The sequence below is a fragment of the Burkholderiaceae bacterium DAT-1 genome (assembly GCA_019084025.1).
Classification (GTDB): Bacteria; Pseudomonadota; Gammaproteobacteria; order Burkholderiales; family Chitinimonadaceae; genus DAT-1.
This window is the reverse complement of record JAHRBI010000005.1, coordinates 407,976-422,265: the sequence shown is the minus strand read 5'-3', so window position 1 is coordinate 422,265 and position 14,290 is coordinate 407,976. Positions and strand designations below refer to the sequence as shown.

General features: G+C 44.1%; 14 protein-coding genes. All 14 read right to left on the bottom strand.

The genetic code is table 11. The features are described from left to right. Positions 1-72: 72 nt before the first annotated feature. The 14 genes from KSF73_12875 to KSF73_12810 all read right to left on the bottom strand — a co-directional run bounded on the left by KSF73_12875 (position 73) and on the right by KSF73_12810 (position 14,260). Positions 73-441 (bottom strand): hypothetical protein, encoded by a 369-nt coding sequence (locus tag KSF73_12875; protein ID MBV1776603.1) that lies wholly within the window; start codon positions 439-441, stop codon positions 73-75. A 158-nt stretch (positions 442-599) separates the two neighbouring features. After that, on the bottom strand, positions 600-1,034 hold the full coding sequence (locus KSF73_12870) for a GDP-mannose mannosyl hydrolase (protein ID MBV1776602.1): 435 nt from the start codon (positions 1,032-1,034) through the stop codon (positions 600-602). A gap of 50 nt (positions 1,035-1,084) precedes the next feature. Next, positions 1,085-2,509: a mannose-1-phosphate guanylyltransferase/mannose-6-phosphate isomerase gene (locus KSF73_12865; GenBank protein ID MBV1776601.1), complete on the bottom strand. Its 1,425-nt coding sequence runs from the start codon at positions 2,507-2,509 to the stop codon at positions 1,085-1,087. A gap of 183 nt (positions 2,510-2,692) precedes the next feature. Further along, positions 2,693-3,607, bottom strand: coding sequence for an NAD-dependent epimerase/dehydratase family protein (locus KSF73_12860; GenBank protein MBV1776600.1), 915 nt, complete (start codon positions 3,605-3,607; stop codon positions 2,693-2,695). Positions 3,608-3,655: 48 nt separating this feature from the next. Next, complete coding sequence (locus KSF73_12855; GenBank protein ID MBV1776599.1) at positions 3,656-4,417, bottom strand: WecB/TagA/CpsF family glycosyltransferase; 762 nt, start codon at positions 4,415-4,417, stop codon at positions 3,656-3,658. Beyond that, complete coding sequence (locus KSF73_12850) at positions 4,418-5,584, bottom strand: glycosyltransferase family 4 protein (GenBank protein MBV1776598.1); 1,167 nt, start codon at positions 5,582-5,584, stop codon at positions 4,418-4,420. Then, positions 5,574-6,698: a glycosyltransferase family 4 protein gene (locus KSF73_12845; protein MBV1776597.1), complete on the bottom strand. Its 1,125-nt coding sequence runs from the start codon at positions 6,696-6,698 to the stop codon at positions 5,574-5,576. Before KSF73_12845 ends, KSF73_12850 begins: the two co-directional genes overlap by 11 nt. Next, the gene (locus KSF73_12840) at positions 6,691-7,821 is read right to left on the bottom strand and encodes a glycosyltransferase (GenBank protein ID MBV1776596.1); all 1,131 of its coding nucleotides are present in this window, start codon (positions 7,819-7,821) and stop codon (positions 6,691-6,693) included. Before KSF73_12840 ends, KSF73_12845 begins: the two co-directional genes overlap by 8 nt. Before the next feature lie 3 nt (positions 7,822-7,824). Next, positions 7,825-9,030: an O-antigen ligase family protein gene (locus tag KSF73_12835; GenBank protein MBV1776595.1), complete on the bottom strand. Its 1,206-nt coding sequence runs from the start codon at positions 9,028-9,030 to the stop codon at positions 7,825-7,827. 55 nt (positions 9,031-9,085) lie between these two features. Beyond that, the gene (locus KSF73_12830) at positions 9,086-9,964 is read right to left on the bottom strand and encodes an alpha-1,2-fucosyltransferase (protein MBV1776594.1); all 879 of its coding nucleotides are present in this window, start codon (positions 9,962-9,964) and stop codon (positions 9,086-9,088) included. 33 nt (positions 9,965-9,997) lie between these two features. Continuing rightward, positions 9,998-10,933: a glycosyltransferase gene (locus KSF73_12825; protein ID MBV1776593.1), complete on the bottom strand. Its 936-nt coding sequence runs from the start codon at positions 10,931-10,933 to the stop codon at positions 9,998-10,000. Continuing rightward, positions 10,930-12,150: an oligosaccharide flippase family protein gene (locus KSF73_12820; protein MBV1776592.1), complete on the bottom strand. Its 1,221-nt coding sequence runs from the start codon at positions 12,148-12,150 to the stop codon at positions 10,930-10,932. The genes KSF73_12825 and KSF73_12820 overlap by 4 nt, the downstream gene beginning before the upstream one ends. A gap of 22 nt (positions 12,151-12,172) precedes the next feature. Further along, entirely contained in the window at positions 12,173-13,297 is a 1,125-nt protein-coding gene (gene gmd, locus KSF73_12815; GenBank protein ID MBV1776591.1) for a GDP-mannose 4,6-dehydratase, read from the bottom strand. Positions 13,298-13,336: 39 nt separating this feature from the next. Then, positions 13,337-14,260: a GDP-L-fucose synthase gene (locus tag KSF73_12810; protein MBV1776590.1), complete on the bottom strand. Its 924-nt coding sequence runs from the start codon at positions 14,258-14,260 to the stop codon at positions 13,337-13,339. Between the last annotated feature and the right edge of the window lie 30 nt (positions 14,261-14,290).

The following is a 14,290-nucleotide window of genomic DNA, read 5'->3' as shown; positions in this document are numbered from 1 at the left end:
CAAGTAAAAATTAACGGGGGTATCCGCACATTTTACCAGCGAAGGGATGACAGGCGCGCGACTACGACGCGGCTAATGGCGAAATTTTATCCAATAGAACAATACGGATACGACCAGCACACATGCACCCCCGAGGAAGGGGAGCAACCTCATACGCTTAAGACGTTTCTGTTCGGTTGTACGGCGTGACACGACATACTTATGCTCACCTGTCTGCTGCAGCCGTTGAGCCAATCGTGCATCGTCTTCTACCTTGCGCTTTTCCTGGCGGTGAAGGGCATAACGGGCTTGCAGCTCGGCTGCGCGCAACTCTAGATAGCGCGCCTTGGCGTGATTATGTTCACCCTTTGCCTCTGCAAAGGCGCGAGCTTGCAGGGCACGATCTACCTTGCCAAGTTGTACTTCCTTACTGGCAAGCGCAAAAAAATCCGATTCTTTCATGTACGACACGTGAGTAGCCTGAAGCAGATATACGGGGGAAAAGCATTGAACCGGGTGAATTATAATCCGGAATGGCTTAAAAATACATTGTCATAAAATGACAGTTTTGCGGAAGAAGCGTGGCAGACTCCTCCTTGACAAGGAAGGAGTCCGAAAGTTTACACCGAAAAATACTGTTGTGAATGGAAATGCACTGATTCATCCGCCAGAATGTCTGCCGGGGTGGCCCAGCGCCAATCTGCGTGCTGATCTTGCTCCGGTAGCTTCAAGATTGCCGAATCAACGACAACTTCGTGAGCAAGTACAACATAGTGCGTACCAAACCCCGGCAATTTTCCGGCATTGGTATCGTAAAAATGCTCGTAGGCTCCGTAAAAGGGGAAATCACGTCTATGTAGACGCACACCAAGCTCTGCTTCGCTGATCCGGGTGAATGCCTCGTCCAGCGTTTCGTTTTTACGGATACAGCCACCCGGCACAAACCAGTACCCTGCAGCAGGCTCATTGTTACGCATGCCCAGCAGTACGTGTCCCTGCTCATTTTTAACGATCAGATCAATCGACACCAGCGGCGTACTTGCCACCACCTGCATAAACTGCGGTAGTGGCAAGCGCTTGCCCTTGGATGGGACGATAATATCCATTAAGCTTTGCGCCCGTATACGTCTTCGAAGCGGACAATATCGTCCTCGCCCAGATATCCGCCTGACTGGACTTCGATCAGCTCAAGCGGGAACTTACCCGGATTTTCCAGACGGTGGGTCACACCCAGCGGGATATAGGTAGACTGATTTTCGGTCAGCAACAGATCCTGATCGCCATTAATAACGCGGGCAGTGCCCTTCACCACAATCCAGTGCTCTGCACGATGGTAGTGCATTTGCAGGCTGAGTGAGGCGCCCGGATTCACGATAATGCGCTTTACCTGGAAGCGTTCGCCCGAATCGATACCTTCGTAGCTGCCCCATGGGCGGAAGACCTTGCGATGCGTGACATGCTCGCTGCGACCGCTTTTCTGGATACGTTCAACGATCTTTTTAACGTCCTGCACTTTATCTTTGTGGGCAACCAGTACAGCATCTGAGGTTTCAACCACAACCAGATCATCCACACCCAGCACTGCCACCATCCGGCTTTCGGCGCGCACATAGCTATTGTGTGACGCTTCTGCCATCACATCACCAATCAACTGATTGCCATCGGCATCAGCGGTGCTGATCTCTGCCAGGGCAGACCACGAGCCAATATCGCTCCACCCCAGGCCTGCGGCTTTAACCACGGCTGCATGCTTGGTGTGTTCCATGACTGCATAGTCAATTGAGTCGGACGGGCAGGATTCGAATGCAGTTTTACCCAGGCGCAAGAAATCCAGATCACGCACGCCTTCTGCCACGGCAGTTTGCACTGCTTGCAACATTGCAGGCTGGAACTGGCCCAGTTCGCGCAGGTAGATGTCAGCGCGGAACATGAACATGCCACTGTTCCAGAAATAGTCGCCACTTGCCACAAAGGCCGCAGCACGCTCGACGTCTGGCTTTTCAACAAATGCGGCGACGTTAAATGCCTGCGCTGAGGAAGTAAGTGCCGCGCCTGTTTTGATATAACCGTAGCCGGTATGCGGGCTGGTCGGCTCGATACCGAATGTCACCAGCTTGCCAGACTGAGCTAGGGGCAGGGCGCTGGACACCAACGACTTGAAAACCTCGCCATGCTCGATGACATGGTCTGACGGCAGTACCAGCATAACGGCGTCAGGATCAGACTCCAGAGCCAGCAGGGCAGCAGCAGCCACGGCCGGGGCGGTGTTTTTGCCCATCGGTTCCAGCACGATCCGGGCATTGTTCACGCCAATGGCGCGCAGTTGTTCAGCAACCAGAAAACGCTGTTCCTGATTGGAGATGAGAATGGGTGAGGCGACATCGGCCAAGCCTGACAATCGACTGGAGGTTTGTTGTAACAGTGTATCTGATCCGTACAGGTTTAAAAACTGCTTGGGATAGGCGCCGCGAGACAGTGGCCACATGCGTGTACCAGAGCCGCCACAAAGGATGATAGGGGTGATCAAGATCTATACTCCTGATAGAAATATTTTACGAAATGCTTTAAAAGCTACAGTTTAAACTGAAAGTTTTGCCATTGCATGGCATCCCAAGGCAAACATTGCTTACTGCTGACGAGCGAAGCGATCCGACGATAATGAAATCGATGAATTGATGCCCCAATCGCTTCCATACCCGTAGAGAAATGTATGTTAATCGGCCAGCAATCTTTTTAGGCCATCCCCCAAACTAACATATTTAAATGCACCCAGCATATTAATTAGTTCGATATTCTCTGTAGCAGAGTGCACGATATCGCCTTCTCGGGCAGTCTGATAATCCACCTTGATAGCCTTGCCGGTGGACAGACCGAGCTCTGCAATCACTTGATTCAAAGTAATGCGGGTGCCTGTGCCGACATTGACGACGCCTTCACCATCTGTAAGCAGGGCACGGCAGTTGGCCTCTGCAATATCGCCGACATAGATGAAGTCGCGGGTTTGTTCCCCATCGCCAAACACGGTCAATGGCTTATCGGCCAAAATGCGATCCTTGAAGATGGAGAGCACGCCAGCGTAAGGCGAGCGAGGGTCTTGGCGTGGGCCATAGACATTGAAGTAACGCATGCCTAGGCACTTAACGCCATATAACTGGCTGAAGAGGTGAGCATACTGATCATTGATGAGTTTTTCGAGTCCATAGGGTGAGGCTGGATTTGGCTCTGAAGCTTCGTTCAGTGGCAGATGCACTGGCTGGCCATACACAGCTGCTGATGAGGCATAAACAAAGCGAGCCACGCAGGCATGCCGTGCGGCATCAAGTACATTGATAAAGCCGGCAATATTGCGCTCCGCTGAGGTCGCAGGCTGATCAATCGAGGCTTGCACTGAAACTTGGGCGGCAAGATGTAGTACCCGACTCACGCCCTTCATGGCGCGAGCTACGTCGACTGAATTGCGGATGTCGCCTTGCATAAATTCAAGCGCGGGATGATCGGGCAGGTTCTCACGCTTGCCAGTGGAAAGATCATCGAGCACGCGCACGGAAAGGCCGCGTTGCAAGAGGGCATCAACGGTGTGGGAACCGATAAAACCGGCACCGCCGGTGATGAGTATAAGGCTATTCATCTTGTAAACCTATGCTTATATTTGCTTGTCTACGAAATCAGTAAGTTGTTACTTATTTTTCCGGCTAAAAAAAAGCTGCTTTACCGCATGAAATGCAAATAAGGTGTTGGTAACCAGATATCTCTTCCATAGTCTTCTAGGTTCCGAGCACAGTCGATGAAACCATTCAAGGCCATTCCTTTGCATCCACAGCGGCGCACGCTGAATTGTACCTGCATGATAATCAAATGCGGCGCCAACTCCGACCATAACAGCATTGATATTGTTCCGATGCTGCTCCATCCACTTTTCTTGTTTTGGGCAGCCAAGACCAACCCAAACAATCCTTGCTCCGGATTCATTAATTTGATCTATAATTTGCTGATCTTCTTCGTCTGAAAGATCACGATAGGGCGGAGAGTAGAATCCTGCAAGCACCATGTCGGGAAACTCAGTGCGTAACTTTTCAGCAAGCAAGGAAAGTGTCTTTTGGCTTCCGCCATATAAATACATGGAAATGCCTTCGGTGCTTGCCTTTTTGCAACACTCCCACATCAAATCCGGTCCGTTTATGCGATCTTGTTTGTTATTTTCGATCTTTCGAATTAACCATGCAACAGGAAAACCATCGGCAGTTGCCATATCCGCATTGTGCAGAACATACTGAAATTCTTTATCACTTTTCGCAGTTACAACCGAGTGCGTATTACAAATACATACAACCTTGGATTCCCTAGCTTTAGCCCAGGTAAAAATTCTGGATACAGCTATTTCCCACGTAAGATTATCAATCGGCGATCCGATAATATTGGTAGTGTGCCGGTTACTCATTTATTGGATGCCTTTCATTTTTAATGTTTTTTTATATATTTCAATAAGTTGCTGGTAGTTCGCTTCTGGCGTGAAATACGATTCATAGCGAAGTCTCGCATTTCTGCCCATCTCTGAAACCGCATCGGGATTTTCATTCGCCCAAATAATTTTTTTTACCAAATCATTTGGGTTATTCGGCTCGAAAAGTAGACCCGTAACCCCATCCTGAACCAGATCTGCAAGAGCACCAAGCCTGCTTGCAATGACAGGAACGGCAGAGGCATACGCTTCCAAAATAGTCATTGGCATGTTTTCATAGCAAATGCTAGGTAAGATCAGCATCTTTGATTGCTGCATTGAAAATCTTACTTCTTGGGCGGAAAGATTGCCTAATCGTTTAATATTGGCGATGCCACTAAGTTGCTGATCTTCGGGGCCAGATCCTGCAACTTTAAATAAGCTATCCGCGCATTGGACTGCAGCATCACGCAGAACTGAAATACCTTTTTCAATAGAAAGTCGACCAACAAACAGGAATCCAACCTTATCTGTCGAATTGCCATTCACATTTAAATCAGGTGCGAAATTGGGTTTGACTGAAATTTTCTTCTCAGGTAATCCACCAGCAATATATTTTGATTTACTGAAATCGCTAAGTGCAATGTATTGATCTACTTTTTCATGATAAGTACCCAGCGTACGATGAATTTCTAGCATTGCCGTCAACACGGTACTCTGCGCTACAGAATTTCGATAGCAGCCGCGCATAGCGCCTCGCCATGGACTTCTCCCAAGACAATCTTCGCATATTTTACCTTCGCGCAGGAAGATTGCTTGTGGGCAAAGTAGACGAAAGTTATGTAACGTTTGGACAATAGGAATATTGCTCTTGTGGGCAAGCCAGTAGATTGACGGCGAAATAAGTGGGAAGGTATTGTGGGCATGAATAATATCTGGCTTAAAATCCCCAATCTCATAAGATACTTCAGAGTATGCTTTATTTGACCAGATGGTATTAATCGCAAGCGCTATTTTGCCATGCATTGAAATCTCATGGTTATCTCTTGTGTAAATACGCACATCATGGCCGCGCTCCGTTAAAAGAGCGATCTCATTTTCTACGACACTGTCTTCACCACCTTTGTGCTGATACTGGTTGTGAATGATGAGTATTTTATAAGCCATGCTTTAGTGCTTTTCGAATGCCGGTTGAGAAGTTCTGGACCATATTTTCCAATGTATAGCGGTGAGCGGATGCAAGACACTCATTGCGCATTGACAGCAATTTTGTGTCATCATTTAGTAGTTTGGTTACTGCATCGCAAAATGCGAATTCCGTATTATCAGTAATTAATCCATTTATGCCGTTTTCTAAGTAGGCGATCTCCGGGGAGTGAAGTCCGCAATCGGTAGTGATTAATGGTGTTCCTGTTGCGAAAGAATCAAGGATACTCAAGCCAACCAAGCCTGGGTTAATAATTAGCTTAGAAATTTTAATTAGCTTTATTTTTTCAATTCCGTGTTGCTCCTTAACCCATGTGCACCATTTCTGCCTGTTGGTACACTGTTCTTCAATGTATGAAGCCATTGGGCCATTTCCAATAATTATCAAATGGAATTCGGGTATGTCTTTCCTGATTCTATCTGCGCATGCGAATAGAAAGTCCAAACGCTTTTCTTGATAGAGTGATCCAATAAAAACGCCAATATTACTGGATTCAATCCCCAGTCTTATCTTGGTGTTTTCTAGGTCGCTCTGTCTTAAGGATTGAGTTTGATTTAGTATATTTTTGGTGTCTATTGCATTTTCTACATTTGTAATTCTTTGCGCTGGGTAGTTTTTGCTTATTAATATTTCGGAACTCATTTTTGTGTATGAGAAAAACCAGCGTGTTCTTCTTGTGAGGTGGTATTTTAAAATTGATTTAAAGGTGCTTTGATTTTGCAAGTCACGACCATGCCCCCAGAAACATATTTTGCTTTTAAATGGGCTAAATAAAAGAAGGTAATTTAAGAGGAGCTTATTTTCTTGGGTGAGAATAATTAAATCCGGTTTAATATCGATAATATTCTTTAGGATTGGTTGGATTACAACATTTGAATTAAATAGGTAAATGTTTTTTATAAATGTACCAAATTCTAATGCGCCGCTATCATGTTTTTGCAGTTCATTTTTGTTACACTGACCATATATTACCTGCAGGTTGATTCCGTGCGTCAATAGATCTGTACGCAGCATTTCGAAAAATGCTACACGATAATCAGTCATGCGACGTTGAATTATCAAAACGTTAAACATTTCTATTTCCTAATGCAGAGCATGCAGCATCATAGATTCCTTTGGCTGCATTTTCATAAGTATATTCTTTTACCGCAGTAAGGCTTGCTCTTGAGAAGCTTTCCCATAGATGATTGTCTATAAGTAATTTTGCACAGTGTTCTGACCAGACTTTTTCATCCAACGGTAGGATGTAACCATTTTGCGCATCGATGATAATCTCATTTGAACATCCTGCCATTGGGGTCGTGATCGTAGGTGTGCCTGCAGCGCAAGCTTCGTTGGCCACTATACCCCAGGGATCCCAGGCTGTTGGAAAAAGTAAGATCTTTGCCGATGCATACGCATGTGGCAGGCTTTCTTGTTGCAAAAATCCCGCAAAGTCAACATGTAGATGTTGTTTGTATTGATTTGCTTTTGATTGCATTTCTGATAATAGCTGGCCGCTACCTATGCAAAGCAATGATATTTTTCGATTAAGAATTATAGAAGTTCTATATCCTACATCAATGGCAAATAGTGGATTTTTTATAGGATCAAATCTCCCGCTAAAGATTAGATCATATCTTCTATTTCCCTGCGTGGAGTTTTTCAATGTCTTTCTGAAGAGCTCATTATTGGCGCATAGGTGGGATTTAAAAATGGCTGTTTCATTAATCCCATATTTTTTAAAGAGTCTGATGCTGCCATTTGATGCGCCAATAAATGCCTTAGTATGTTTAAATAGAAATTTCCTTATTGCTCTGTGAATCGGGGATAAATTATTTTCCGATTCTATTGTTCCATCTGTCATTGCAATATGGGGGATTCCATTAATTAGCGCGTACATTGCTGCCAATATTTGAGCAGGATTGTATCCGGTCGTAATAATTACGTCTGACTTGGCTCTCTTTAGGGATGAAATGATGCCAAGGTTTAAGTGTATGAATTTACTGTTTATCTTGATTGCAACTCCGGGTAGTGTGTCATATTTGAACTCAAATGACTCTTTGTCGATATTCCAATCACGATTTGCTTCGTTGTGGGCTAAAAAAATACATCGCAATGAAGTTGGGTAATTGAGGGAAAGTGCATTCCATACCTTTACTCTGTAGGGGGGAGCTATATTTGTTACAATAGATATGATCATGTTATTTGTTGCCATGTTTCAATATTTTTGCTCAATGGGTGGGTGTTCTTCATTTCTTTGGTGGGTTTGTCTTTTTTGGCAGCTCATTCCAAATATCACTCCATTCAGGAGAGTCCAGAATGAGAGTGGTAGCATCCATCCAATTAGTACGACTGAACTAATTACTTGCAAAAGCCATAGTGAAAATACCAAGGGCAATAGTGGTTCTGAATGGCGTAGGTTCGATATTTTTGAGAGGCAATTTATTGTTGATGTGATAATTATGATCATTGCCATTACCCCGGAAATGCCAGTTTCAACGAGCATTTGTATATAAGCGCTTTCAAATGTTGGTAGGAATAATCCACTGGTTGCTCGCCAAAATTCTTCCGGGAGTGTATTCAAGTTCTCGGTGAAAAAGGACTGAAAGCCATAGCCAATAAAGAAATGATTCCTGAAAATGTCTAATCCAATCTCCCATAGTGGAGTGCGGCCAGTGAAGTTAAGGTCACGACCAAATAAAGGCAATATAATTGCTAGGCTAGGTAATAAAACAAATAGCGATAGTGAGAGATTGAAGAGAGTTTTTTTTATGGAGCCACCTTTTGCAATGTTTTGTGTAACTGAGTAAACAAATGGCGTTAAGATGATAAATGTAGCAGCGTCGGATGCTAACACCATCAAGTAGCTAATCACTGCAGAAAGTATTCTCTTTCTGAAGGGAGTGTCTTTAAGAATTAGATATCGCAACGTCATTAAGGAATAAAAGGCGCCAGCAGAGAGCTTGTGGGGGAAGATTGCAGTTAATGAGTCTCCACCAAATATACTTTCTCGATCACTTGGATCATGGAACGTGACAAGTTCGCTACTAATTGGAAACGCAATCAATAGATATACCATTGATATTTTGAATAGTATATCTAGGCCAGTAGTAATTTGTTGTGGATTTTCTTCGCCAATTGCCGTTCCAAGTGTCATTAAGCTCCAGGCGAAAAATATAGCACTGATTGTGGTCAGCGGCTTTGTAGCATTGAAAATTGACAATGCGATTAAAAAATAAGCAAAGTTTACTATTGAATAATGCTTTCTAAGTTCAGGTGTTGCTTTTCTAAAGTAGGCTAAACGTATAGAGTAAATCGCAACGCCAAGCTGGAATATAATGCTTATTAAGTTGTACTCTCCAAGCTTTAATTCTATACCTAAATCAGTAAGTCTTGTATGTATGCCAAATGCAAACATTAACATCAATACTATCAAGGGGCTCCGTGTAGTATTGGGAGTTAATGGATTTCTTTTTGTATTAAACATAAATGTACCTTGGATCGCGGATCTTAATTTGGGTAGGTATCCAAACTTTATGATTGTGCCCTAGCCAGTATTCTGGTGCTATCGTAATAGCATTGACTTCTGATAATAATGATGCGGTTAAGGAGAATGTACTGTTGGAGCAAATTATATTTTCAGAGCTGGCAATGAAAATAAAATCTGCTAGCTCATTGCTTGACCTGTACTCGATATCTTTTATGTCGGAAAATTTTTCTTTGCACCAATTTATATCGTCAGTGATAATATATGTCTTTTCGATAGTGGCGGAGGTCAAGTTGTAAAAGTGTTTGATTGCGCTTCTGTAATAGCCTTCGTCTAGTGTTAGATTGCTTAATCCATGAGTTGTAAAGTTTAAATAGTCTCCTCTTCGTATGTGAATGGTGAGGCTTTTGTGGGGGATTGGATTCGATTTCTCTTGGGTTTTTGTTAAATTCTCATTTATCTTGAGATTTTTAAAGCTTTCCTTATCAAGTAGAGAGGTGAAGTTCTGAAAGTACATTTTTTCTGCGATGCAGATCGGCAATAGACCCTGTTTCATGATTGGATCGCCTGTAAATTCTTCGTTTTGCGGTCTATTTACGGATCGCTCCCTACAATAGTGGAATATCCTTAAGTGTTTAGCTATGGGGGTAAGGAGCAGCGGAAAAACAATTTTGCGAATAAATTTTTCAAAATATTTTGACTTGATCCCAAGTCCAATTCTTTGGGGCTCTAATAGTTGAATTGCTTGCTTGCATCCAATTGCAGCAATGTAGGCGTTAGGGTATAGCATTCTTAGTGCAGCTATCTGAATAAGTTGGTTGCCCAGGCGACCCTCACCCGAAAATAGTACGAGTTTTATATTTGAATTCATGATTACGACTCAATTCTCAAGTGTGGAAGATCTCTAAGTTGAAGTGATGGACTTCAGTGCTCGGTTAATTATTGTCTTTTTATCCCGAATTCGAATGTTTATATATATCCAGTTTGTGGTTGCAATAATTTTTCGAATTGCTAATTTTATTATGCTTTGCTGTTTAATGAGTTGAGTGATTGTCTCATTTGGTGTTAATTCATAAAGTTCATTTTCAACATACGCTGCAAGTTGTTTTTTGTTTAAGTTTTTGATATGAAAGAATTCGGTTTCATTCTTAAAATAATTTTCGTTTGGTTTTGAATCGGCGCCTCGCTGATGATCTAAATGTACAATGCTAAAGCTATGCAGCATATACATTGGGTAACCAAGTTTTCTGAGGCGCACATGAAATTCAGTATCCTCCCATCCATAGCTAATCATTTTTTTATTGAAGCCACCGCAGCTTATCGCGATTTCTGCATTAAAAAGAATAACTCCCCCATTAAGAATGTGAGGGGTTGCATCTTTATAAGATTTCGCATCTCTTATATTAGTAAAATTACTGAAATTACTAAAGTCGAGTGTTTCAATAATGAACTCTTTAGTTTTGCCTGTGATGTTTGTACAAATCTGATTGTAAGGTAGTACAACTTGAAATGTGCTATTTTCAATAATATTTACGCCTAATGAAATTGCTTTTGATGAAATCAACACGTCTGCATCATAGACACAGCATATTTTGTGTTGCCTAATCTTTAGTCCGTGATTGATAGCCAATGACTTGCAAAAGGATGTGTCGCTTTGTTGCCAAACGTATCGACAATTTCCTTTTAGTGCTAAGTCCTTTGCTTTCTGTTCATCTGATTGTTCGATTACAATTATCTCACTTTCTGTAAATTCTTGAGAAAGTTGCCGAATGACTGTAGATAGATTAATCAATCTGTCTTTGCTATCAATACGAATAGGAATAATGAATGTGATTTTCACGATTGCTCCTTGAGAACTTTCTTTAAATGCATTGCAGCTACAAGAATTACACAGATTTCGGTAATGATGGATGTGAGTATGAGACCATTCGTTTTCATAGTGTCAATCAATATTGTGCCTGTGGCAATACTTGTTATTGCCCCACTAATGGTTGTGTACAAGAATTTTTTCCCTTGACCGCTCGCAATTAATCCGTGAGTACCAATAGTGTGTGAAATTGCAGATAAAATAGGTAGTACGGATAGTTTTCGGATAATTTCGGCAGCATCTTTGAAATTGCTGCCGAATAATACCGATGTAATTTGGTTTGCAAATAGAATGCATCCCGATGAAAAGAAAATTGCAATTAATATGTGAACTAGTAAAATTTTTTTCAGATGATCTGCGGGGGATTTGGAGTTCTTCAATTGCTGACTGATTAGCGGTAAGATTACTGTTGTCAGGGGGGCTATAATTGCAAAGAAAAGTTTTATAACTCTGTCGGCCGCGGTGTAGTTGGATATTTCCTCGACTGATAGGGTGCTTGCTGCGTATGTTAGAATGATATTGGTATAGATTTGAATGGATATGAGTGTGGCAAAGATGGGGGCTGATTCTTTTAATACAGTAAGTATTGAACTAATGCCCACGGGGGTTAATTGGGCTCCTATTTTAACTGATTGGACACCATTTATTATGCTGGCGAGTGTGAATGGTAATGCCATTAATGCAGAAGCTAAAATGACATCTTTGGGGGATTTAACTGTCAAGAAGATTACAGGAAGAATGGTGAATCTGGCTGCAACATTTGGCCACGCGGATATTCTTGAATATCCTTTGCCTTGTAGAAACCATGTTGTGCTTAGCGTGCAGCCTATAAGCATAGGGATTGATGCCAGTGTGCAATCCCATGTCAATTGAGTGGCATTTGACAATTTAAGATTTATTATCAAGGCAATGATGGCTATGCAAAAGAAGAAAAGCCTGACTGTGATCGCTGCGGTGAAGATTTTATGCGATTCTGTTGTTGTGCTAATTGCAATCAGTCTTGTGCAGCTGTTGTTAATGCCAAATTCTGCAATTGTCATCGCAGTTGTAATATATGCTAGGGAAATGCTGTATATGCCAAACGACTCAGTTCCTAAGCTGCGCGCAAGGATGGGGGTAATGAATAAGGGGAAAAGATATCCGGCGTACTGAGATATACTCACCCAAAGTAAATCGCGTTTATAACTCATTTATGTACGCCGGCTACCAATGTTATTCTACTGATACTGAAGTTTTATGGCCGTGCTCACGCAGCAGTGCATATTGGGTTGCGTTATTTAAATCACTTTCCACCATCTCCTTACACATCTCCTGCACCGTAATTTCCGGCACCCAGCCGAGCTTAGCCTTGGCCTTGGCGGGATCGCCCAGTAGGGTATCCACTTCAGCAGGGCGGAAATAGCGCGGATCAATCCGCATGATTACATCGCCAACCTTCAGTGCGGGCGCCTTGTCACCGGTAATGGATTTGATCACAGCATGTTCTTCCACGCCGGTGCCCACAAATTCCAGCTCAATACCCAGATGTTCGGCAGACCAGGTAATAAACTGGCGCACGCTGTACTGTACACCGGTAGCAATCACAAAATCATCCGGTTGATCTTGCTGCAGCATCATCCATTGCATGCGCACGTAGTCTTTCGCATGGCCCCAGTCGCGTAGCGAATCGATATTGCCCATATACAGGCATTTTTCCAGGCCCTGGGCGATATTGGCGAGGCCCCGGGTAATCTTGCGGGTGACAAAGGTTTCGCCACGACGTGGTGATTCGTGGTTAAACAGAATGCCGTTACAGGCGTACATGCCATAGGCTTCGCGGTAATTAACCGTAATCCAGTAGGCGTACATTTTGGCGACGGCATAGGGGCTGCGTGGGTAGAAGGGAGTGGTTTCCTTCTGCGGGATTTCTTGCACCAGGCCGTACAGCTCGCTAGTGGAGGCTTGATAGAAGCGCGTCTTCTTTTCCAGACCCAGGAAACGGATGGCCTCCAGCAAACGCAGGGTACCCATGGCATCGACATCGGCCGTGTATTCCGGCGACTCAAAGCTCACTGCCACATGCGATTGTGCGCCGAGGTTGTACACTTCGTCCGGTTGTACTTCCTTGATAATGCGGGTGAGGTTGGAGCTATCGGTCAGATCGCCATAGTGCAGCTTGAAGCGGCTATTTTCGATATGCGGATCTTCGTAAATATGGTCGACACGTTGTGTATTGAAACTGGATGCACGACGCTTGATGCCATGTACTTCATAGCCTTTTTCCAGCAGAAATTCGGCCAGATAAGAGCCATCCTGACCTGTGATGCCGGTAATAAGCGCGACTTTGCGTTGGGACATGATCTGTTTCCTGATTATGTAATCGAATATTAGTAAAAATTAAACAAACTTGGCGGATTCGTATGCCAGACGGATACCTGCTTCTAACCCCACCTTGGCCTTAAAGCCCAGGGCATTCAGGCGCGAGACATCCAGTAGCTTGCGCGGCGTGCCATCTGGTTTGCTGGTATCAAAGGTCAGCTTGCCTTCAAACCCCACCACCTTGCAGACTGTGTGTGCCAGTTCGGCAATGCTGAGGTCGTCACCGCAACCAATATTCACCAGCGGGCCATCATAATTGTTCTGCATCAGGTGGACACAGGCATCGGCCAGATCATCCACATACAGGAATTCACGACGCGGCGTGCCCGTTCCCCATACCACCAGTTCGGCATCGCCACGCTGCTTGGCTTCGTGTGCCTTACGGATCAGGGCGGGCAACACATGACTATTGTTGAGATCGTAATTGTCGTTGGGGCCGTACAGATTGGTTGGCATGACGCTGACATACTGGCGACCGTATTGACTATTGTAAGCTTCGCACAGTTTGATCCCGGCAATCTTGGCAATGGCGTAGGGCTCGTTGGTCGGCTCTAGTTCACCGGTCAGCAGATAGTCTTCCTTGATCGGCTGCTGGCTGTTGCGTGGGTAAATGCAGCTGGAACCCAGGAACATCAGGCGTTGTACGCCTGCCAGATGCGCGGCATGAATCAGATTGCATTCAATCATCAGATTTTGATAGATGAATTCACCGCGATATACGTTATTAGCCTGAATACCGCCGACTTTAGCCGCTGCGATAAACACATAATCGGGCTTTTCCTCGGCCATAAAGTCTTGAACCGCAGACTGATTCAGCAAATCCAGTTCGCTGCGGGTGCGGGTGATGATATTGCTGTAGCCAGCACGTTGCAGGCTGCGCACAATGGCACTGCCAGCCATGCCGCGATGACCACATACAAAAATCTTGCTGTCGGTTTTCATGAGTGAACCTTTTGGAAGCCAATAATTATA

Excerpts from the sequence above, each read along its gene's own strand:
- KSF73_12835 (MBV1776595.1), bottom strand. The coding sequence starts at position 9,030 with ATGTTAATGTTTGCATTTGGCATACATACAAGACTTACTGATTTAGGT.
- KSF73_12850 (MBV1776598.1), bottom strand. The coding sequence starts at position 5,584 with ATGGCTTATAAAATACTCATCATTCACAACCAGTATCAGCACAAAGGT.
- KSF73_12810 (MBV1776590.1), bottom strand. The coding sequence starts at position 14,260 with ATGAAAACCGACAGCAAGATTTTTGTATGTGGTCATCGCGGCATGGCT.
- KSF73_12860 (MBV1776600.1), bottom strand. The coding sequence starts at position 3,607 with ATGAATAGCCTTATACTCATCACCGGCGGTGCCGGTTTTATCGGTTCC.
- KSF73_12840 (MBV1776596.1), bottom strand. The coding sequence starts at position 7,821 with ATGGCAACAAATAACATGATCATATCTATTGTAACAAATATAGCTCCC.
- KSF73_12855 (MBV1776599.1), bottom strand. The coding sequence starts at position 4,417 with ATGAGTAACCGGCACACTACCAATATTATCGGATCGCCGATTGATAAT.
- KSF73_12870 (MBV1776602.1), bottom strand. The coding sequence starts at position 1,034 with ATGCAGGTGGTGGCAAGTACGCCGCTGGTGTCGATTGATCTGATCGTT.
- KSF73_12875 (MBV1776603.1), bottom strand. The coding sequence starts at position 441 with ATGAAAGAATCGGATTTTTTTGCGCTTGCCAGTAAGGAAGTACAACTT.
- KSF73_12845 (MBV1776597.1), bottom strand. The coding sequence starts at position 6,698 with ATGTTTAACGTTTTGATAATTCAACGTCGCATGACTGATTATCGTGTA.
- gmd (MBV1776591.1), bottom strand. The coding sequence starts at position 13,297 with ATGTCCCAACGCAAAGTCGCGCTTATTACCGGCATCACAGGTCAGGAT.
- KSF73_12830 (MBV1776594.1), bottom strand. The coding sequence starts at position 9,964 with ATGAATTCAAATATAAAACTCGTACTATTTTCGGGTGAGGGTCGCCTG.
- KSF73_12820 (MBV1776592.1), bottom strand. The coding sequence starts at position 12,150 with ATGAGTTATAAACGCGATTTACTTTGGGTGAGTATATCTCAGTACGCC.